Annotated in this window: 17 protein-coding genes; 6 read left to right on the top strand and 11 right to left on the bottom strand. The window is 65.1% G+C overall.

Annotation, left to right across the window (positions count from 1 at the left end; all coding sequences use genetic code 11):
* Window positions 1-189: 189 nt before the first annotated feature.
* Window positions 190-1,104, top strand: a complete 915-nt coding sequence (gene lpxC, locus ISP20_RS16295; RefSeq protein WP_204637161.1) for a UDP-3-O-acyl-N-acetylglucosamine deacetylase — start codon at window positions 190-192, stop codon at window positions 1,102-1,104.
* 247 nt (window positions 1,105-1,351) lie between these two features.
* Here the strand turns inward: lpxC and ISP20_RS16290 are convergent, their stop codons facing one another.
* A complete protein-coding gene (locus ISP20_RS16290; RefSeq protein WP_204637160.1) occupies window positions 1,352-1,816 on the bottom strand; it encodes a DciA family protein in 465 nt (154 codons plus the stop codon).
* A gap of 29 nt (window positions 1,817-1,845) precedes the next feature.
* On the opposite strand from ISP20_RS16290, the gene ISP20_RS16285 reads away from it, so the two are divergent.
* Both ISP20_RS16285 and secA read left to right on the top strand, forming a co-directional pair.
* Window positions 1,846-2,775 (top strand): M23 family metallopeptidase, encoded by a 930-nt coding sequence (locus tag ISP20_RS16285; RefSeq protein WP_204637159.1) that lies wholly within the window; start codon window positions 1,846-1,848, stop codon window positions 2,773-2,775.
* A 236-nt stretch (window positions 2,776-3,011) separates the two neighbouring features.
* On the top strand, window positions 3,012-5,744 hold the full coding sequence (secA, locus tag ISP20_RS16280) for a preprotein translocase subunit SecA (RefSeq protein WP_204637158.1): 2,733 nt from the start codon (window positions 3,012-3,014) through the stop codon (window positions 5,742-5,744).
* 137 nt (window positions 5,745-5,881) lie between these two features.
* On the opposite strand, the gene ISP20_RS16275 is transcribed toward secA, so the two are convergent.
* The 9 genes from ISP20_RS16275 to ISP20_RS16235 form a co-directional block, all read right to left on the bottom strand.
* Window positions 5,882-6,730 (bottom strand): symmetrical bis(5'-nucleosyl)-tetraphosphatase, encoded by an 849-nt coding sequence (locus ISP20_RS16275; protein ID WP_204637157.1) that lies wholly within the window; start codon window positions 6,728-6,730, stop codon window positions 5,882-5,884.
* Window positions 6,730-7,113: a Co2+/Mg2+ efflux protein ApaG gene (gene apaG / locus ISP20_RS16270; RefSeq protein WP_204637156.1), complete on the bottom strand. Its 384-nt coding sequence runs from the start codon at window positions 7,111-7,113 to the stop codon at window positions 6,730-6,732. The genes ISP20_RS16275 and apaG overlap by 1 nt, the downstream gene beginning before the upstream one ends.
* 87 nt (window positions 7,114-7,200) lie before the next feature.
* Window positions 7,201-7,986, bottom strand: a complete 786-nt coding sequence (gene rsmA / locus ISP20_RS16265; RefSeq protein ID WP_204637155.1) for a 16S rRNA (adenine(1518)-N(6)/adenine(1519)-N(6))-dimethyltransferase RsmA — start codon at window positions 7,984-7,986, stop codon at window positions 7,201-7,203.
* Window positions 7,983-8,990, bottom strand: coding sequence for a 4-hydroxythreonine-4-phosphate dehydrogenase PdxA (pdxA, locus tag ISP20_RS16260; protein WP_204637154.1), 1,008 nt, complete (start codon window positions 8,988-8,990; stop codon window positions 7,983-7,985). The genes rsmA and pdxA overlap by 4 nt, the downstream gene beginning before the upstream one ends.
* A 7-nt stretch (window positions 8,991-8,997) precedes the next feature.
* On the bottom strand, window positions 8,998-10,350 hold the full coding sequence (locus ISP20_RS16255; protein ID WP_204637153.1) for a peptidylprolyl isomerase: 1,353 nt from the start codon (window positions 10,348-10,350) through the stop codon (window positions 8,998-9,000).
* A gap of 38 nt (window positions 10,351-10,388) precedes the next feature.
* A complete protein-coding gene (locus tag ISP20_RS16250; protein ID WP_204637152.1) occupies window positions 10,389-12,869 on the bottom strand; it encodes an LPS assembly protein LptD in 2,481 nt (826 codons plus the stop codon).
* A 130-nt stretch (window positions 12,870-12,999) separates the two neighbouring features.
* On the bottom strand, window positions 13,000-13,923 hold the full coding sequence (locus ISP20_RS16245) for a histone deacetylase family protein (protein WP_204637151.1): 924 nt from the start codon (window positions 13,921-13,923) through the stop codon (window positions 13,000-13,002).
* Window positions 13,924-13,929: 6 nt separating this feature from the next.
* Window positions 13,930-14,496 (bottom strand): cob(I)yrinic acid a,c-diamide adenosyltransferase, encoded by a 567-nt coding sequence (locus ISP20_RS16240; protein WP_204637150.1) that lies wholly within the window; start codon window positions 14,494-14,496, stop codon window positions 13,930-13,932.
* Between the two features lie 18 nt (window positions 14,497-14,514).
* Window positions 14,515-15,120 carry a hypothetical protein gene (locus ISP20_RS16235; RefSeq protein ID WP_204637149.1) on the bottom strand — a complete coding sequence of 202 codons (606 nt, stop codon included), beginning with the start codon at window positions 15,118-15,120 and terminating at the stop codon, window positions 14,515-14,517.
* A 97-nt stretch (window positions 15,121-15,217) separates the two neighbouring features.
* On the opposite strand from ISP20_RS16235, the gene ubiH reads away from it, so the two are divergent.
* The 3 genes from ubiH to ISP20_RS16220 are packed head-to-tail and all read left to right on the top strand — an operon-like array spanning window position 15,218 to window position 18,505.
* A complete protein-coding gene (gene ubiH, locus ISP20_RS16230; protein ID WP_204637148.1) occupies window positions 15,218-16,447 on the top strand; it encodes a 2-octaprenyl-6-methoxyphenyl hydroxylase in 1,230 nt (409 codons plus the stop codon).
* Window positions 16,444-17,667, top strand: coding sequence for a UbiH/UbiF/VisC/COQ6 family ubiquinone biosynthesis hydroxylase (locus ISP20_RS16225; protein ID WP_204637147.1), 1,224 nt, complete (start codon window positions 16,444-16,446; stop codon window positions 17,665-17,667). Before ubiH ends, ISP20_RS16225 begins: the two co-directional genes overlap by 4 nt.
* Window positions 17,668-17,716: 49 nt before the next feature.
* Window positions 17,717-18,505 carry a dienelactone hydrolase family protein gene (locus tag ISP20_RS16220; RefSeq protein WP_204637146.1) on the top strand — a complete coding sequence of 263 codons (789 nt, stop codon included), beginning with the start codon at window positions 17,717-17,719 and terminating at the stop codon, window positions 18,503-18,505.
* A 96-nt stretch (window positions 18,506-18,601) separates the two neighbouring features.
* Here the strand turns inward: ISP20_RS16220 and ISP20_RS16215 are convergent, their stop codons facing one another.
* Window positions 18,602-19,603: a polyprenyl synthetase family protein gene (locus ISP20_RS16215; RefSeq protein WP_204637145.1), complete on the bottom strand. Its 1,002-nt coding sequence runs from the start codon at window positions 19,601-19,603 to the stop codon at window positions 18,602-18,604.
* Window positions 19,604-19,636 lie beyond the last annotated feature (33 nt).

Below are 19,636 nucleotides of genomic sequence, written 5' to 3'. Positions count from 1 at the left end.
TGCGCTTCAGTTAAATCATTGAAAGTACTTGGGAAAATGCTGATCACCCCATGAATGGTTTGCATTCATGAATGAAAGGAGCATGAAAGGGTGAACAGTGTGTGTGGCGCGGATCGCCTTTTCACAGGTTAAGACTGTGTTAGCATCCGTACCCTAATTTGGCTGCTGCCCCTTACAGGTACCAAAAAAATGATCAAGCAGCGTACGCTCAAGAACATCATTCGCGCCACCGGCGTCGGTCTGCATACCGGCGACAAGGTGTACATGACGCTTCGCCCCGCTGCCCCGAATACGGGCATCGTGTTCCGCCGTACCGATCTCAATCCGCCGGTCGAAATCTACGCACGTCCCGACAATGTCGGCGATACCCGCCTGTCGACCACCCTGGTCAACGGCGATGTGCGTGTTTCCACCGTGGAACATCTGCTCTCTGCCATGGCCGGTCTGGGCATCGACAACGCCTATGTGGACCTTTCCGCGCCGGAAGTGCCGATCATGGACGGCAGCGCCGGTCCCTTCGTATTCCTGCTGCAGTCGGCCGGCATCGAAGAGCAGAACGTCGCCAAGCGCTTCATTCGCATCAAGAAGCCGATCAAGGTGCAGGATGGCGACAAGTGGGCGAGCTTTGAGCCGTTCGAAGGCTTCAAGGTCGGTTTCTCGATCGAGTTCAACCACCCGATCATCAGCAAGCGCACCTCGCGCGCCGAAATCGATTTCTCCACCACCTCATTCGTGAAGGAAGTGAGCCGCGCTCGCACCTTCGGTTTCATGCGTGACATCGAAATGCTGCGCGAACACAACCTCGCGCTGGGCGGTTCGATGGACAACGCCGTGGTGCTCGACGACTACCGCGTGCTCAACGAAGACGGCCTCCGCTACGAGGACGAGTTCGTCAAGCACAAGATCCTCGATGCGATCGGCGACCTGTACCTGCTCGGCCACAGCCTGGTCGGTGCCTACTACGCCCACAAGTCGGGCCACGAGCTCAACAACAAGCTCCTGCGCACCCTGATGGCCGATGCCTCGGCCTGGGAAGAGGTCAGCTTCGCGGACGATCCGGCCACCTCGCCGATCTCCTACGCCCACCCGGCACAGGCGATCTGATCGCCCGGCGGTCGTAAGTCCTCGACAAACCTGAACAAAGAATTGAGCCGCGTCCTAAAGACGCGGCTTTTCTTTTTGTGATACATCTAGCGCTTTCCACTGGCAGCTGTTCACGCTCTGATGACATTGTGGTCTATCAGGTCCGTGGGGGCATGGTATAAACCCGTCAGCGCCGACCGAAGGGCCGGTGTCAGGGAAGATCGTCAATGCGGTAACCCGGAGCCCAGCGTCAGTGGATGGGGTCGGATCAGGAATCAGAAATTTCGGCGATGGACGCCAGCTCAAGGAACAGTTCCCGTAATTCGGGGTCTGTGGTTGAGGCCGCGGCGGCTCTCAGGTGAGAGGCGGCGGCTGGCGAAAGCGGTTTTGACCGATCCGGCACGATTTCTGTCGGTGGTTGGGGGGCCACTTTCACGGTAACTGAACTGGCGTACGTGCCTACCGCACGTGCGGTCGAGAGGATTTGCGTCTGGAGAAGGCGCAGCCTGGCGGCCAGAGCCGGCGAGGGAGCCAGAAAAACGAGGCGTCCGTCTTTCAGGTTGGCAAAGCGAACCTGTTCGCGGAGTGGTGACGGTAACGTCTGGCGCAGTGCGCGATCCAAAGCATCCAGCTCACGGGCTTTCCGGGCCAGTGAGGCAATGGGGCCGAATTCGGTAATGGCCGTGAGGCCGGAACCGGAGCGGCGATAGGGCTTACGGTCATCGCGCTGCATGGGTGCCGACATCTTCTGACGTAAACAACATGCAAATCATACTTGTGTCCCGCACCAAAAAGGTGCCGAAAACCTGGAATCTCGCCGATCGGCGCCTGCGCTTACGCCTGTTCGGCGCGGCAGCGGCGGCCATCCTGGCGTGTGCGGGACTGGGCGGTGCGGTCGCCATGGTGGTGTCCAGTCCGCACGACCGGGCGCTGTCGGAAATTCGCCGCCTGCGCCAACAGGTGCAGCAGCAGAACGAGCAACTTGCCGGCGTGCGCAAGGACGCCCAGCGCGATATCGACGCCTTGGCGGTCAAGCTGGGCCAGCTGCAGGCGCAGTCCACCCGTTTGAATGCCCTTGGCGAGCGCCTGACCCAGGTCGGCAAGCTGGACGATGGCGAATTCAACTTCGACGAACAGCCGGCCGTGGGCGGTGTGGAAGACTCGACCGACAGCGGCTACTCCCTCCCGCTGAACCTCGATAGCAGCATCAACCAGCTGGCCAGCCAGTTCGACAGCCAGCAGGCGCAGCTTTCCGCGCTGCAGAGCCTGTTGTTGGATGCAAAGATCGAATCCAATCTCAAGCCCACCGGGATGCCGGTCGAAGGCTATATTTCCTCGTATTTCGGTGGCCGCCCGGACCCGTTCAGCGGGCATAGCGCGTATCACACCGGTCTGGACATCTCCGCGCCCAAGGGTACGCCGGTGCATGCCGTGGCCGAGGGCATGGTCACTTACGCGGGTGATCGCACGGGCTACGGCGAGGTCATCGAGATCGACCATGGCAATGGCTACATGACCCGCTACGCCCACAACAGCCGGCTGGACGTCACCCCCGGTCAGCGCGTGCACGTCGGCGATGTGGTCTCCGAGGCGGGCTCGACCGGCCGCTCTACAGGTTCCCACGTGCATTTCGAGGTTTGGTACAAGGGCCGCGTGGTCAATCCGCTGGCTTTCGTGAAGAACCATCGCTGAGCGCCCGGCCGCGGCGCCCTTGAAAGCCTTTCGGCGTGCCGCCACTCCTTCAGCGGGACGATGATGGGGGAGTCTGTGGCAGTGCACCCTGAGGGGTGCCGTCTGTCGCGGTGCCGGCGCATGAGCGCGATGGGCACGGCGTTTGGGATAGCCCGCCGACCCTAGTATCATCAATCCTTTCGTCCTGCCTGGATTTTCCGGGCGGGCGGTTCATGAATCTTAGATCCGGAAGATCGATGCTCAATCGTGCCCTGACGAGCCTTTTCGGTAGCCGCAACGAACGCGTGCTGCGCCAGCTCTCCAAGAATGTCGCGCGCATCAATGCGCTGGAACCCGAGTTCGAGAAGCTGAGCGACGAGGCGCTGCGCGCCAAGACCGAGGAGTTCAAGCAGCGTGTCGCCGGAGGCGAGTCGCTGGACAAGCTGCTGCCGGAGGCGTTCGCCGTCGTGCGCGAGGGCGCCAAGCGCGTGCTCGGCATGCGCCACTACGACGTGCAGCTGATCGGTGGCATGGTGCTGCATTCGGGCCGTATCGCCGAAATGCGCACGGGCGAAGGCAAGACCCTGGTCGGTACGTTGCCGGTGTACCTCAACGCCCTGGAAGGCAAGGGCGTGCACGTCGTCACCGTGAACGATTACCTGGCCCGCCGCGACTCGGCACAGATGGGCAAGCTGTATGGCTTCCTCGGCCTGAGCACCGGTGTGGTCTGGCCGGGCATGGATCACTCCGACAAGCATGTGGCTTATTCGGCCGACATCACCTACGGCACCAACAACGAATTCGGCTTCGACTACCTGCGCGACAACATGGCGCTCAGCAAGGACCAGCGCTACCAGCGCGGCCTGCATTACGCCATCGTCGACGAAGTGGACTCCATCCTGATCGACGAAGCGCGCACGCCGCTGATCATCTCCGGTCCCGCTGAGGATTCGCCGCAGCTGTACCTGGCGGTGAACAAGATCGTGCCGAAGATGATCCGTCAGGAGAAGGAAGACACCGCCGGCGATTACTTCGTCGACGAGAAGCAGAAGCAGGTGCACCTGTCCGAAGAGGGCATGTCGCATGCGGACGAACTGCTGCGCCAGGCCGGTGTGATCGATGCCGACAGCGGCCTGTACGACTCCAAGAATCTGGCCGTCGTGCATCACTTGAATGCCGCGCTGCGCGCCAACGCGATCTATCACCGCGACGTCGACTACATCGTGCGCGACGGCGAAGTGATCATCGTAGACGAGTTCACCGGCCGTACGCTGGCGGGCCGTCGCTGGTCCGACGGTTTGCATCAGGCGGTGGAAGCGAAGGAAGGCGTGCCGATCCAGCGCGAGAACCAGACGCTCGCCACGATCACCTTCCAGAACCTGTTCCGCATGTACAAGAAGCTGGCCGGCATGACCGGTACGGCCGATACGGAAGCCTACGAATTCCAGCAGATCTACGGCCTGGAAGTGGTGGTGATTCCCACCCACAAGCCGATGATCCGCCAGGACAACGCCGACATGGTGTTCCTCGTCCAGCAGGCGAAGTACCGCGCCGTGATCGAGGACATCAAGGATTGCCACAAGCGCGGCCAGCCGGTGCTGGTGGGTACCACCTCGATCGAAGTGTCCGAGTTGCTGTCGGACCTGCTGCGCAAGGAAAAGATCGCGCACGAGGTGCTCAACGCCAAGCAGCATGAGCGCGAAGCGCACATCGTGGCGCAGGCCGGTGCGCCCGGTTCGGTCACCATCGCCACCAACATGGCCGGTCGCGGTACCGACATCGTGCTGGGCGGCAGCCTGGAAGCGGCGCTTGCGCTGCTGCCGGAAGACGCCAGCGACGCCGACCGCACCAAGGCCAAGGCCGAGTGGAAGAAGCGCCACGAGATGGTGCTCGCCGCTGGCGGCCTGCATATCGTGGGCACCGAACGCCACGAGTCGCGCCGTATCGACAACCAGCTGCGCGGCCGTTCGGGCCGCCAGGGCGACCCGGGCTCCTCGCGCTTCTACCTGTCGCTGGAAGACAACCTGCTGCGCATCTTTGCGGGCGACTGGGTCGGTCGCTGGATGCGCATGTTCGGCATGAAGGAAGAAGACGCGCTGGAAGACCGCATGGTCAGCCGCCAGATCGAAAAGGCGCAGCGCAAGGTCGAGCAGCACAACTTCGACATCCGCAAGCACCTGCTCGAATTCGACGACGTCGCCAACGACCAGCGCAAGGTGATCTACAGCCAGCGCGACGAGTTGCTGGTGGTGGACGATGTGTCCGAGACCATTGCCGACATTCGCGATGACGTGGTGAGCGATGTGGTGCATCGTCACGTGCCGGCCGACAGCATCGACGACCAGTGGGATATCGCCGGCCTGGACCGCGAGCTGGAAAGCGAATTCGGCCTGTCGCTCGACCTGCAGGCATGGATCGAGCAGCAGCACGAGATCGACGACAAGATGATCCTCGAGCACGTGCGCCAGGCGGTCGAGCAGCTGTTCAAGGCGAAGGAACAGCAGATGGGCGCCGACACCATGCGCCAGCTCGAGAAGCACATCATGCTCAGCGTGGTGGACAACGCCTGGAAGGAACACCTGGCGAGCATGGATTACCTGCGCCAGGGCATCTATCTGCGCGGCTATGCGCAGAAGCAGCCCAAGCAGGAGTTCAAGCGCGAATCGTTCGAATTGTTCTCCAGCATGCTCGATCGCATCAAGACCGAAGTGGTGCAGATGCTGGCGCGCGTGCGCGTGCGCAGCGAGGAAGAAGTCGCCGCGATGGAAGCCGAACAGCAGCGCATGGCCGAGCGCCTGCAGCGACAGATGCTGGCGAGCGGTGGCGGCGCTCCGGTAGCGGCACTCGGTGCCGATGCCGAAGCAGTGGCTGCCGGCAGCATGTCCGCACCGGCGGGCGCGCAGCAGGACGGTCCGCGTGTCGGTCGCAACGACCCGTGTCCGTGCGGTTCCGGCAAGAAGTACAAGCACTGCCACGGTCAGCTCAGCTGACAAGAAAAAACCCCGCCGAGGCGGGGTTTTTTTTTGGCCTGGATTTTCTTTTCTGTAGGAGCGCACCCTGTGCGCGACAACCTACGGAGCGAAACCGTTGCGACGCCGCGGTCGCGCACAGGGTGCGCTCCTACAGCTCAATCGCCGCCAGGAATCTTCTTCCGATAAGGCTCCGCATCCACCGCGATGTACTGCAGCTCTTCCGTATCCAGGCGCAGCGCCGTGAGCTGGCCGCCCCAGACGCAACCGGTATCGATGGCGTGGATGCCGATACCGGCGAAGCGACCCAGCGCCGACCAGTGGCCGCAGACGATGCGCGTCTCGCGCCGGCGCATGCCGGGTACTTCGAACCAGGGATACATGCCGGGTTTCTGCGTGCCCGGGATGCCCTTGCTCTCGAAATCGATGCGGCCCTGGATATCGCAGTAGCGCATGCGCGTGAGCGTGTTGATGGAGGCGCGCATGCGTTCGATCCCCTGCAGGCGGCTGTTCCACGCCGCGGGGCGATTGCCGAACAGGTTCTTCAGTAGCCGCGGATGGCGCGGACCGCCGAGCTCGCGCTCGACTTCCTGTGCCGAGCGCTGCGCCTGGCGCAGCGTCCACATCGGCGCGAGGCCCGCGTGGACCATGGTCCAGTTGAGCTGTTCGTCGTGATGCAGCAGTTTCTGCGAACGCAGCCATTCCATCAGCACGGGCGCGTCATCCGCGAACAGCACTTCGCGCAGCTCGGGATTCACCTTGGACTGCGCTTCGGGTCGTCGCTGCGCGATGGCGAGCAGGCTCAGGTCGTGGTTGCCCAGCGTGACGATGGATTGCTCGCGCAGGCCGTGGATCAGCCGCAGCGTTTGCAGCGACTGCCCGCCACGATTGACCAGGTCGCCGCAAAACCACAGCCGGTCGGCGGCGGGATCGAAGCGGATCTTGTCGAGCAGGCGTTGAAGTTCGGGAAGGCAGCCCTGCACATCACCGATTGCGTACGTAGCCATCAGTGCAGGGTACGCGGAATCGACAGAGTGAACGGCGGGATCGCGGCTTCGAATTCGGTGCCGTCGTCGGCCACCATCTGGTAGCTGCCCTGCATGACGCCCACCGAGGTCTCCAGCACCGCGCCCGAGGTGTACTCGTATTCGTCGCCCGGGCGAATCCACGGCTGCTCGCCGACCACGCCTTCGCCGCTGACTTCTTCGATCTTGCCGTTGGCGTCGGTGATGATCCAGTGACGCGTCAACAGGCGCGCGGGCATGTCGCCAGCGTTGTGCAGCGTGATCGTGTAGGCGAAAACATAGCGGTTGTCGCCGGGACGGGATTGGTCGGGGACAAAGCGGGGTTCGACCTGCACGTCGATCGTGTAGGAAGATCTTTCATTCATGGCCCGATTGTACGGGTTGTGGAGGCGCATGGGTAAAGCCCGCGGGCGCCACCTGATCTGCGGATGCGGGCCGGCGCCCGCGTTTGCTCAGCCCTGCGGCACGCGGGCGAGACGAACGTAGTCCTGAGGCGACAGCGTTTCGGCGCGGGCCTTGGGGTCGACATCGGCGGCCATGATCGCGCTGCTGTCCATCACGTTCTTGAGCGCATTGCTCAGCGTCTTGCGGCGCTGCGCGAAGGCGGCCTTCACGATGGCGTGAATGCGTTCGGGATCGGCATCGGGCAGCTGGTCGGGACCCAGCGGCACCAGTCGCACGACGGCCGAGTCCACCTTCGGCGGCGGCCGGAAGGCGCCGGGCGGCACCACGAACAGCGGCTCGACGCGGCAGACCAGCTGCAGCATCACCGACAGTCGCCCATAGACCTTGCTGCCGGGCTCCGCCGCCATGCGGTCCACCACTTCCTTCTGCAGCATGAAGTGCATGTCCTGGATGGCCTTGGCGTGCTCCACGCAATGGAACAGGATCGGGCTGGAGATGTAATACGGCAGGTTGCCCGCCACGCGCAGGCGCTCCACGCCGTGGCGATGCGCCAGTGCGGTGAAATCCACTTTCAGCACGTCCGAATGGATGATGCTCAGCTCGCCCACGCTGGCGGCGCGCGCCTGCAGGCCGGGAATCAGATCCGTGTCCAGCTCGATCGCGGTGAGCTTGCCCGCGGCGGCGAGCAGCGGCAGCGTCAGTGCTCCTTCGCCCGGGCCGATCTCCACCACGAAATCATCCGCGCGCGGCGAGATCGCGCTGACGATGCGCTCGATATAGCGCTTCTCGTGCAGGAAGTGCTGGCCGAAACTTTTCTTGGGGCGGGCGTTCATGGGTGTCCTTGCGCGATGGCGCGTCGAGCGACCAGCTCGAGCGCCATCGTGGTTGCTGCGATCAGGCTGGCCGGATCCGCGCGGCCGGTGCCGGCGAGATCGAGCGCCGTGCCGTGGTCGACGGAGGTGCGGATGAAGGGCAGGCCCAGGGTGAGGTTCACCGTGCGGTCGAACGCTTCGCTTTTCAGTACCGGCAGCGCCTGGTCGTGGTACATCGCCAGCACCGCGTCGTAGCGTTCGCGCAGCGCCGGCACAAAGGCGGTATCCGCGGGCAATGGACCGAGCAGATGCATGCCCTCGGCGCGCAGCGCATCGAGCGTGGGAATGATGGTGTCCAGTTCTTCGCGACCGAGATGACCGCCTTCGCCTGCATGCGGATTGAGGCCAAGCACCGCGATGCGCGGTTCGGACAGGGCGAATTTTTCCCGCAGCTCGCGATGCACGATGCGCAGCACGCGCACCAGCGTGTCGCGCGTGATCGCTGCCGGCACGGCCGCTAGCGGCAGATGCGTGGTGGCCAGCGACACCCGCAGCTCGGGGCTGGCCAGCATCATCACCACGTCGGCCTGCGCGCGCTCGGCAAAAAATTCCGTGTGGCCGCTGAAGGGGATGCCGGCCTCGTTGATCGAGGATTTCTGCAGGGGCGCGGTGACGATGGCGGCGTAACGGCCCTGCATGCATCCATCGGCGGCCTCGGCGAGCGTGGCGAGCACGTGCCTGGCATTGGCCGGATCGGGCGCGCCGGGGGTCTCGGTGGTGCCGAGTGGCATGTGCTTCACGCGCAATTGCCCGGGCGTGCGCTGGGCAATATCGCTGCCGTCGTCGTCGATCAGTTCGATGGACTGGCCGCAGCGCTGAGCGGCACGCTGCAGCAGCGCGCGATCGGTGACCGCAACGAAATTGGCCGCCAGCGGAGTGGCGGCCAATCGGATGATGAGCTCGGGCCCGATCCCCGCTGGCTCACCTGCGGTGATGGCCAGTCGGGGCAGGGTCTGGGTGTTCAATGCGGCCTCAGGACGACTTCTGGCTCGGCTGCTGCTCGTTGGGATCGCGCAGCTCGGGCACCAGGATGTTCACGTAGGCACCGGAACGCATGTCGCGCAGGTAGTCGTCGTAAGCCTGCTCCGCCTTGCGGTTGCCGATGGCCTGGCGGGCCTGGTTGCGCTCCAGTTCGTCCGTGCGGTCGCTCTGGCGGCTGCCCAGGCGCTCCAGGATGTGCCAGCCGGCTTCGCTCTGGAACGGGGGCGCGATCTGGTCGTCCTTCAGCTCACCCAGGTGCTGGGCGATGGTGGAGCCCCAGTCGTTCTGCATGAACCAGCCCATGTCGCCGCCATTGTTGGCGGTGGTGTCGTCCTTGGAGTTCTCCTTCGCCAGCTTGGCGAAGTCCTCATGCTTGTTGACGATGCGGTTGTAGATGTCCTCGGCCTTCTGGCGGGCCTGCTCCGGCGTCAGCAGTTCGCTGGGGCGGATGAGGATCTGGCGGGCATGGAATTCCTGCACTACCTGACGGCTGGGGGCGCGCTGCTCCTCCAGCTTCAGGATGTGGAAGCCGGTCGGCCCGCGCAGGGCCGGGCTGACTTCGCCGGGCTTCATGGTGCCCACGGCGTCGGCGAAAGCAGGCGGAATCTCATCCATTCGGCGCCAGCCGAGGTCGCCACCCTCGAGGGCGTCCTGCGCATCGGAGTAGCGGATGGCCGCGGCGTGGAAATCCATGCCGCCCTTGATCGCGTCGATCGCCTGGGTGGCCTTGTCCTGGGCCGCCTTGATGTCGGCGGCGCTGGCGCCGGCCGGCAGGCTCACCTGGATGTGCGCCAGATGCACTTCGCCCGCCTTGTAGGAGGGGCTGGCCAGCATGTTGTTGATTTCGCTGTCGGTGATGCTCACCTGGTCGCGAACCACGCTGTCGTGCAGGCGCTGGGCCACGATCTGGTCGGACAGCTGGCGACGGAACGCAGCAAAGCTGTTGCCGTCGGCTTCCACGGCGGCGCGGAGCTGCTCGGCCGTCATGTGGTTCTGCTGGGCCACGGCGTTCACGGCCTGGTCGACGTCGGCATCGGAGACGCGGATGCCCTGGTCGTCGGCGCGCTGCACCTGCAGCTTCATCAGGATGAGACGGTCCAGCACCTGGCGACGGAGCACGTCGATCGGCGGCAACTGGCCGGGATTGCTGGCGTACTGCTGCTGGACCGAACGGACGGCCTCATTCAGCTCGCTCTGCAGGATCACACCCTCGTCCACCACCGCCACGATACGGTCGAGCGGCTGGTTGCCCTGGCCTGCGGCCTGGGGCAGCAGCTGGGCATAAGCGGGTAGGGCGGTCGCGGTGGCGACCGCGAGCAGGATTAACGCGAGGGGCTGCTTCATCAGTCCGGGGCCTTCGATCGCCGTGGGCGATAGGGAAGTTATTGATAACCAAGAATACCATTGCGGATGGCGTTTTCCGACTGGCCGGTGAAGCCACCCATGCCCTTGAACTCCACTTCGAACATGATCGCCGTGTTGGCCGAGCCCAGTGCGGTGGTGGTGTCGTAGGTATTGACGTAGTGGCGTGCCACCAGGCGCAGGGCCACGCAGCAGCTGTCGTGCTCCACGCCGGCCAGGGCCTCCACGGTCTTCTTGTCCAGCACCGAGTAGGTCCAGTGGCCGATCAGGCGCCAGCGGTCGGAGACGGGATAGACAATGGAAGCGTCGTATTGTTCCAGCAGCGGGGTTTTCTGGGCGAGCGTGCTGCCGGGGTTGCGGCGGTAGCGGTACGAGAAGTTGAGGATGCCGTCGCTCTTGATGCGCTTCTGCAGCGTGATGGCGCCCAGGTCGGTGAGACTCAGGGCCGGATTCCACTGGTACTGCGACATCAGCTTCCAGTCGTCGTTGAGCTGGGTGCTGAGATCGACGATGTAGTCGGAGCCCGACCAGTTGGTCGGTCCGGGGACCGTACTGTTGCTCCCTGGGATCTGCACTCGCTGCTGCGTCAGATAGCGGATCTGGCCGAAACTCGCGGACAACCGCTCCACGCCGTTGTCGTCCAGCAATCGCGTGGTCAGCATGGCGCTGAGATTGTTCGCATTCTCCTGGCGGTCGGCACCGGAGAAGGTGTTGGGCGTGAACAGCTCCCAGGTGTCGAACGACATCAGGTTGGTGTCGAACAGCGGCAGGTTGTTCTGGTTGCGGTACGGCACGTAGAGGTAATACAGCCGTGGTTCGAGCGTTTGCGTGTAGCTGGTGCCGAACAGCGAGGTGCTGCGGTCAAACACCAGGCCGCTGTCCACGCTGACGATAGGCAGCGAACGGCTGGGCGAGTTGTTGGTGAACGGCGAGGTCTCGCCGGAAGCAAGCGGGCCGTAGTAACCGTATTGCTGGGAGTTGCCGGTGAGGTCGTAGCCCGTATAGCGATAGGCCACGCGGGGCTTCACGAACCACGCTGCGCCACGGAAGTCGGCCTGGATATAGGGATACAGATCGAGGCGATTGCCCTCGATGGAGTCTTCCTTGCGGAACGCGACGGCTTCGGTGTTGGCGCCTACGTCCAGCCAGTTATTGAGCGGGTAGTCGACATTGAACGTCGCGCGCGGCCAGCGCTTGTACTGCACCACCGAGTCGGGCAGCGAGTAGTCAGCGTTCTGGTAGTAGTCGGCGCCGAGGCTGGCATTCCAATAGGCCTTGCCCCACCTGCCCGCACCGTTGATGTACGTATAGGACGCCAGCTGGCTGGTCGTGGTCGTATAGAAGTCGTTGCCGAAGTCGCGCAGGTAGTTGCGGTCCGACGCCAGGTTGATTCCCGCATTGAGCGACCACGGTCCATAGAGATGCGTGGTGTCGTAAAGCTTCAGCAGCCAGCGGTCGGTGCCCTTGGTGTTCTCGGTGCTGTCGGGGTCGTTCGCGCCGTGGTCGTTGGGCAGGAATTCGACGTTCACCTGTCCCGTGCTTCCCGGTACCAGGTAGCGGAACTCGCTCGCCAGCATCACGCCGCGATCCGTATAGATGCGCGGATCGAGCGTGGCGTCGTAGTTCGGCGCCAGGTTCAGGTAGTACGGCGCGCTCACCATGAAACCCGAGCGGCTGGAGTTGCCGATCGTGGGCGTCAGGAAGCCCGTCTTGCGATCGTCGTTGATCGGGAAGGTGAACGTGGGCAGCCAGAAGAACGGCACGTTGTACAGGTACATGGTGGCGTCGTGCGCCACGCCCTCGCCGGTTTCCTTGTCCATGCGGATGTCCTTGGCATGGATCTCCCACACGTGGTTGCCCACGTCGCAGGTGGAATAGGTCGCGTTGAAATAGCGGCTGCGCTGGTCATCCAGCGTCTGGCCCTGGGTGGCCACACCGTTGCCGCGATTGGTCAGCATTTGATACGCGACGTTGTCCGCGATACTGGTGCTGGCGTCCTGGTTGCCACGCATGTGATCGGACGAGACCAGCTGGCCGACTTCCTGGTAACGCACGTTGCCGCGCGCGTCGTAGTCGGTGGTGTCGTTGTTGTAGTCGGTGACGTCGGCCTGTATGCGCTGGTCGGCGCGATCCATCTTCACGTCGCCCTCCAGGTGGTAGACGCTCTGGTTGGAGCTGTCCACGCGCTGGGCGGTGACGTAGGTGTTGGAAGTGTCGCGGACCGAGCTGTCCTTGCTCATGGTCGGGTCGTAGAACGACAGCATCGCGTTCGCACGACACATGTTGTAGTTCACCGGCCGGGTCGGGCAGCGGTACGCACCCAGCGGGCAGTTGGAGACGGCCGGCGGCGCGCTGGGCTTGGGCGGATTGGGCTGGCTCGGCGCGGGCTGCGGCTCGGCAACAGACTGGGCCTCGACCGGGCTGCCGAACAGGGCAAGGGCAGCGGCGACCGCCAGCAGGCGGCGAGGGGGCAGGTGGCGCGAAGGCAGCTTGGGCGTCACGATGGCAGTCTGTCGGCTGGGAGGCTCGTAAAACTAGCAGAAAGGCCCCATCGGCGGCAGTTGGTCAGCGCACGCCGGCAGAAGGATTCAGCATGAGCGCCCGGAAATCGGGTCGCAGGGACCTGCGGGCTCAGGCTTCGAGCAACTCACCCACGTGCGCCGCCGCGCTGGTCGACAGGGCGAGCAGGTTGTAGCCGCCCTCCAGCGTCGATACCAAGCGGCCCTGCGCATGGGCGCGGGCCACGTCGACCAGGCGCTGGGTGATCCAGGCGTAATCCTCGCTGCCCAGCCGCAGGTCGGCCAGCGGATCGTTGCGGTGGGCGTCGAAGCCTGCCGAGATCAGCAGCAGCTGCGGCTTGAACGCGTGCAGCTTGGGGATCAGCGTGCTTTCCCACAGTTCGCGGAATTCGTAGGAACCGTCGCCGGGCGACAGCGGGGCGTTGACGATATTGCCCACGCCGCGTTCGTCGGCACGGCCGGTTTCCGGATACAGCGGCATCTGATGGCTGGAGATGAACAGCACGCGCGGCTCGCGGGCGAAGATGTCCTGCGTGCCGTTGCCGTGGTGGACGTCGAAATCGGCAATCGCCACGCGCTTGAGGCCATGCTCGGCGATGGCGTGGGCGGCGCCCACGGCGACATTGTTGAACAGGCAGAAGCCCATCGCGCGATCGGGCGTGGCGTGGTGTCCCGGCGGACGCACCGCGCAGAACGCCTGGCCGCCGTCGGCACCGAGCACGGCATCCACGGCGGCGACCACTGCACCGGCGGCGCGCAGTGCGGCCTGGGCCGAGCCCGGCGACATCAAGGTGTCTTCGTCGAGGCGAACCGTGCCTTCGTCCGGCGCGATGGCGAGGATGCGCTCGACATGTTCCGGCGTATGCACGCGCAGCAATTGCTCGCGGGTGGCGCGCGGGGCTTCCACCCGGTCGATGGCGGCGAAGCGGTCGTGGTCCAGCGCCTGCAGCACGGCGCGCAGGCGCGCCGGCGACTCGGGTTGGGCGGGGCCGGGATCGTGCTGCAGGCAGCTGGCGTGGGTATAGAGCCGCAGCATCGAGGGTTACGCCTGCGGTTTGCGACGGCGCTCGTGCTGCCACAGCACTTCGCCGTGGCCGCTGGCCCGGGCCAGCACGCGTGAGATCACGAACAGCAGGTCGGACAGGCGGTTCAGATAACGCTGCGCCTGCGGTCGCACTTCTTCCACGCGGCCGAGCGCTATCACCTCGCGCTCGGCGCGACGGCATACGGTGCGTGCCAGATGGCAGCACGACGCGGCCATGCCGCCGCCCGGCAGGATGAAATCCTTCAGCGGCGGCAGCGGATCGTTGAAGCCGTCGAGCACCTGTTCGAGGCGCTCGATGTCGGCGTCGTGCACCATCGCCATGCCAGGAATGCACAGCTCCCCGCCGAGATCGAACAGGTCGTGCTGCACCTGGGTCAGCGTTTCGCGCACCTCGTCGCCCACGCCATCGGAAGCCAGCACCATGCCGATGGTGCTGTTGAGTTCATCCACCGTGCCGTAGGCCGAAACACGCAGCGAATCCTTGGCGACGCGCGAACCGTCGCCCAGGCCGGTGCTGCCGTCGTCGCCCGTGCGGGTGTAGATCTTCGAGAGGCGGTTACCCATCGCGACGTTCCTATGCGATCAGCGCGACAGCTTGGACGAGTCGGCATGGCCAAGCATGCGCGACATCTGCACCACCAGGCCGTGGACCACCAGGCCCAGCGCCACATACAGCGCCGTGGTTTCGAGGAAGAAGCCGTACCAGTCGAACATGTTCTCGAACCATGCCGCGATGCTGCGCGGCTGCGGCACGGTGTTGCTCAGCCAGTAGTAGCTGCCGTTGGAGATCACGTAGCAGGCCAGCCAGCTCACCAGCACGGCGGCCACGGTGAGGCCGAGGCTCTGCGCATTCAGGCCCAGCTTGCGGCCAGCCAGCCAGCTGCCGCCGAACCACAGGCTGGCATAGGCGGGAACGAGGAACCAGTAAGCCGCCGAGACGCAGTAGTGGTCCCAGAAACTGATGCCCTGGTTGCTGATCACCAGGTAGTCGATCAGCACGGACTCGACCAGCAGCAGCGGCAACGCCCAGCGCACCGATCCGCGCAACCAGAAGCCGGCCAGGAAGAAGATGCCCCAGGAGGCGTCCCACACGTCGTGATGGAACAGCGAGAGATGAATGCGGGTTGCGGCCATCACCACGGCCAAGGCCAGGAAGATGCCTAGGCGCTGGGTCTGCGTCTTAGCCATGAGCTGCTCCAAAAGGGTCGCGTCGAATGCAAGGGCCAAGTCTATCGCAATTGGGCGGACGCCAGCCCGCTAGCCGTAGCGCGTATCATGCGGCGCCATGACGAATGCATCCCTTCAGGCCGGCGCCCGGCAGCCGGTACTCATCGTTGGCGGCGGCCTGGTAGGCGCCAGCCTGGCCATCGCGCTGGACGCGGCCGGCATCGAGGCCGTGATGGTGGAGGCTGCCGCGCCGCGCGTCGGCGACCAGCCCAGCTACGACGAACGCAACCTCGCGCTGGCCCGCGCCACCGTCAACGGCCTCGGCGCCATTGGCGTGTGGAAGCACGCGGCGGCCCAGGCCACGCCGATCCAGTACATCCATGTGACGCGCGCCGGCGATTTCGGCAGCGTGCAGATGGATGCGGCACGGCAGGGCGTGGATGCGCTGGGCTGGACGCTGCCCGCGCGCGAACTCGGTGCGGCGCTGCTGCGCCGGCTGGACGAGTGCACGCGCCTGCGCCGCCTGGCGCCCGCGCGGGTGGAATCGCTGGAGCCGGTGGCCGACGGTTGGTGCGCGCGCATCCAGACCGCCGAAGGGCCGGTCGATATCGACACGCCCTTGCTGGTCGGCGCGGACGGCACCGCGTCGTTCGTGCGCGATCGTCTCGGCATCGAGGCCGAGCGCCACGACTATCGCCAGACCCTGTTCGTCTGCACGGTGACGCCGGAACGCGACCACGCCCATCGTGCGTACGAACGCTTCTCCGACAACGGACCGATCGCGCTGCTGCCATTGGCCAGCCGCCGCTGCGGGCTCGTGCTCACCGTGCCGCAGCACGAAGCCACGGCCGTGGAAGCGATGGACGACGAGGCCTTCATCGCGTTGGCGCAGGAGCGCTTCGGCTGGCGCCTGGGCCGATTGAGTCGCCCCGGCAAACGTCATCCCTACGCCATCCAGCGCGTGGCCGCACGGTCGCTGGTGTCCACGCGTGCCGTGCTGGTCGGCAACGCGGCGCAGACGGTGCATCCCATCGGCGCGCAAGGTTTCAATCTCGGCTTGCGCGATGCGCTCACGCTGGCCGAGTTGCTGACAGGTGCCAACGATCCGGGCGCTGAAGAGCTGCTGGCGAACTACGCCGCACGTCGTGCGCCGGACCGCGAAGGCACCATGGCGATGAGCCATGGGCTGGTCCAGTTGGCCTGCCTGCAGCAACCGGTGCTGGGTCCCTTGCGTTCCCTGGCCATGCTGGCCTTCGATCGGCTGCCGCCGCTGCAGCGCTTGATCGCACGTCGCGGCATGGGTTTTCGCGGCGAACCGCCGAAGGCTGTGCTGGAGCGACTGCCATGAGCATGATGTCTTCCACGCGCAGCGAATCGTCGCGTCGTCGCGGTCCCGCGCTGGATGTCGCCGTGGTTGGCGGCGGCATGGTGGGCGCAGCGACTGCACTGGCGCTGGCACGCGCCGGATTTGCCACGGCCCTGGTGGAGGCGCGCGCCCCGGCGCCGTGGTCGATCGATGATGAAGTGGATCTTCGCGTGGTCGGGCTGGCGCCCTCGTCGATCGCCTTGCTCGACGAGCTTGGCGTTTGGACGTCCATTCGGAGTTTGCGCGCAAGCCCGTATTCGCACATGCACGTATGGGATGCCGCCAGTGGCGCGGCCATTCATTTCGATGCTGCCCGGGAAGGTCGCGACCTGCTTGGCTACATCGTCGAGAACAACCTGGTGCAATGGCAGCTCTGGCAGGCGCTCGACGCCGCCGGCGTAAAACGCCTGTGCCCGGCAAAAGTCGGCGGTTATGAGGTGCTGGAAGATCGCGTGCAGTTGACGCTGGGCGGTGCGGAAACGGACGCCATATCGGCACGCCTGCTGGTTGCCGCAGACGGCGCCGCGTCGCCCTTGCGCGCCATGGCCGGGATCGAAACCCGGGGCCGCGACTATGCGCAGCGCGGCATCGTGGCGCACGTCCAGACAGAACGTGGGCATGAAGGTACGGCCTGGCAGCGCTTCCTGGACACCGGTCCGCTGGCACTTCTGCCGCTGTCCGATGGCCGCAGCTCGATCGTGTGGTCGCTGCCGGAAGACGAGGCACAGCGCGTGCTCGCACTCGACGACGCGGCCTTCCTGCAGGAGCTGGGCGTCGCCAGCGATTTCCGGTTGGGGCGCATCGTCGGTGCTACGCCCCGTGCGGGCTTTCCGTTGCGGTTGCAATTGGCGGAAACCTATCAGGCCGGGCGATTCGTGCTGCTCGGCGACGCGGCCCACGCGGTGCATCCGTTGGCAGGGCAGGGCGTGAACCTCGGCTTGCGCGATGTCGCCGAACTGCGCGACACGCTGGTCGCCGCGCGCGATGCCGGCAGCGATATCGCATCGCCGCACGTATTGCGACGCTATGCGCGTCGACGCCGTAGCGCGGACACCATGGATGCGCTCGGTTTCGACGCGCTGGCACGCATCTATGCCTGGCAGGCGCCTCCGCTGGTCGCCGCGCGCGGCCTCGGCGTGCGCCTCATCGACCGATTGTCACCGATCAAACGCAGACTGGCGGAACACGCCGCCGGCTTGTAGCTCGCTCGAACCGCCCGACGTAGAACCCTCTCAACAAGGAATCGTCATCATGCGCATCGCCCGACTTTGCAGTTTGCTGTTGCTCTCAGGATTCGCGTTCGCCGCGCAGGCGAAAATGGTGCAGAAGCCGGTCGAATGGACCCAGGACGGCACCACGTTCCACAGCGTGCTGGTCTACGACGATGCCGTGACCGCCAAGCGCCCTGGCCTGGTGATGGTGCCCAACTGGTACGGCGTGAACGACGGTGCCATCAAGAAGGCCGAGGGCATCGCCGGCAAGGATTACGTGATCCTGGTCACCGACATGTATGGCGAAAAGATCCGTCCCACCAGCGACGACCAGGCCAAGGCAGCCACCAAGCCGCTGTATACCGACCGCGCGCTGATGCGCAAGCGCATCGACCTGGCGCTGGAGCAATTGAAGGCACAGGGCAAGAGTGCGCCGATCGACCTGACCAAGCTCGCCGCCATCGGCTTCTGCTTCGGCGGTTCGGCCGTGCTGGATCTCGCCCGCAGCGGCGCCGACGTGGCGGCAGTGGTGTCGTTCCATGGCGGCCTGCAGACCGACGACCCGTCGCTGGCCAAGAACATCAAGGCACGCGTGCTGGTGATGAACGGCGCCGACGACAAGGGCACCATGCCGGACGCGGACAAGTTCATGGACGAAATGCGCGGCAGCAAGGCCGACTGGCAGTTCGTTGTGCTGGGCAATGCGGTGCATTGCTTTACCGAAACCGACCAGCACAGCGCGGGTTGCGCCTATGACGAGCGTGCGGCGCAGCGCAGCTATCGCATGATGCGCGATTGGTTGAAGGGCGCTTTCAGCAACACGCCGTAACGTCATCGCAGGCCGAGTCGCGCACAGGGTGCGCTCCCACAGTGTCGGTTCTCCTGTGGGAGCGCACCCTGTGCGCGACTCGATCTTGCGAAAGAATCAGAAGCTGCGCTGCACCGAATAATCCGCCAACGTCGCCATCGCATCGCGCCACGGCGAATCGGGCAGCGCACGAAGCGCATCGCGTGCGGCATCGGCATGCATCACGGCGCGTTCGTGGGTGCGTTCGAGCGCGCCGGAATCGCGGATCGCGGCGATGATGCGGTCGAGCGAATCGAGGCCGCCGTGTTCGATGGCGTGGCGCAACGACTGCTTCTGTTCGGCATCGGCCCGCTGCAGCGCGTAGATCAGCGGCAGCGTGGGCTTGCCTTCGGCGAGGTCGTCGCCGATGTTCTTGCCCAGGGTGCCGGCGTCGGAGGTGTAGTCGAGCAGGTCGTCGGCGATCTGGAACGCGTAGCCCAGCTGCATGCCGTAACGGCGCAAGGCGGCGCACTGGTCCACCGGCAACCCGCCCAGCAGTCCGCCCAGTTCGGTGGCGGCGGCGAACAGCACCGCGGTCTTGCGTTCGATCACATTGAGATAGGACGCTTCATCCACGTCGGCGTTGCCGATGTTGAGCAGCTGCAGCACTTCGCCTTCGGCGATGGTGTTGGTGGTGTCGGCCAGGATGCGCATGATGCGCATGTCATCCAGCTCCACCATCATCTGGAACGAGCGCGAGTAGAGGAAGTCGCCCACCAGCACGCTGGCGGCGTTGCCCCACAGTGCATTGGCGGTCTTGCGGCCGCGGCGCAGGTCCGATTCGTCCACCACGTCGTCATGCAGCAGCGTGGAGGTGTGGATGAACTCGATCACCGCCGCCAGCTTGATGTGGTGCTCGCCGCGATAGCCGGCCGCGTTGGCCGCCAGCACATGCAGCATCGGGCGCAGGCGCTTGCCGCCACCGGCGATGATGTGGTCGGCGATCTGGTTGATCAGCACCACGTCCGACGACAGGCGTTGGCGGATCAGCGAGTCGACCCGATGCATGTCTGCGGCGGCGAGCCCTCGAACGGCGGCAAAGTCGGCAGAGCGGCGGGTGTCGGCTTGGGTCGTGGTCATGAGGCAGTCGTAGCGTCGTATGCCGGGGATTAT

The sequence above is a fragment of the Dyella kyungheensis genome (assembly GCF_016905005.1).
Lineage (GTDB): Bacteria > Pseudomonadota > Gammaproteobacteria > Xanthomonadales > Rhodanobacteraceae > Dyella > Dyella kyungheensis.
This window is presented reverse-complemented; position numbering and strand designations above follow the sequence as displayed.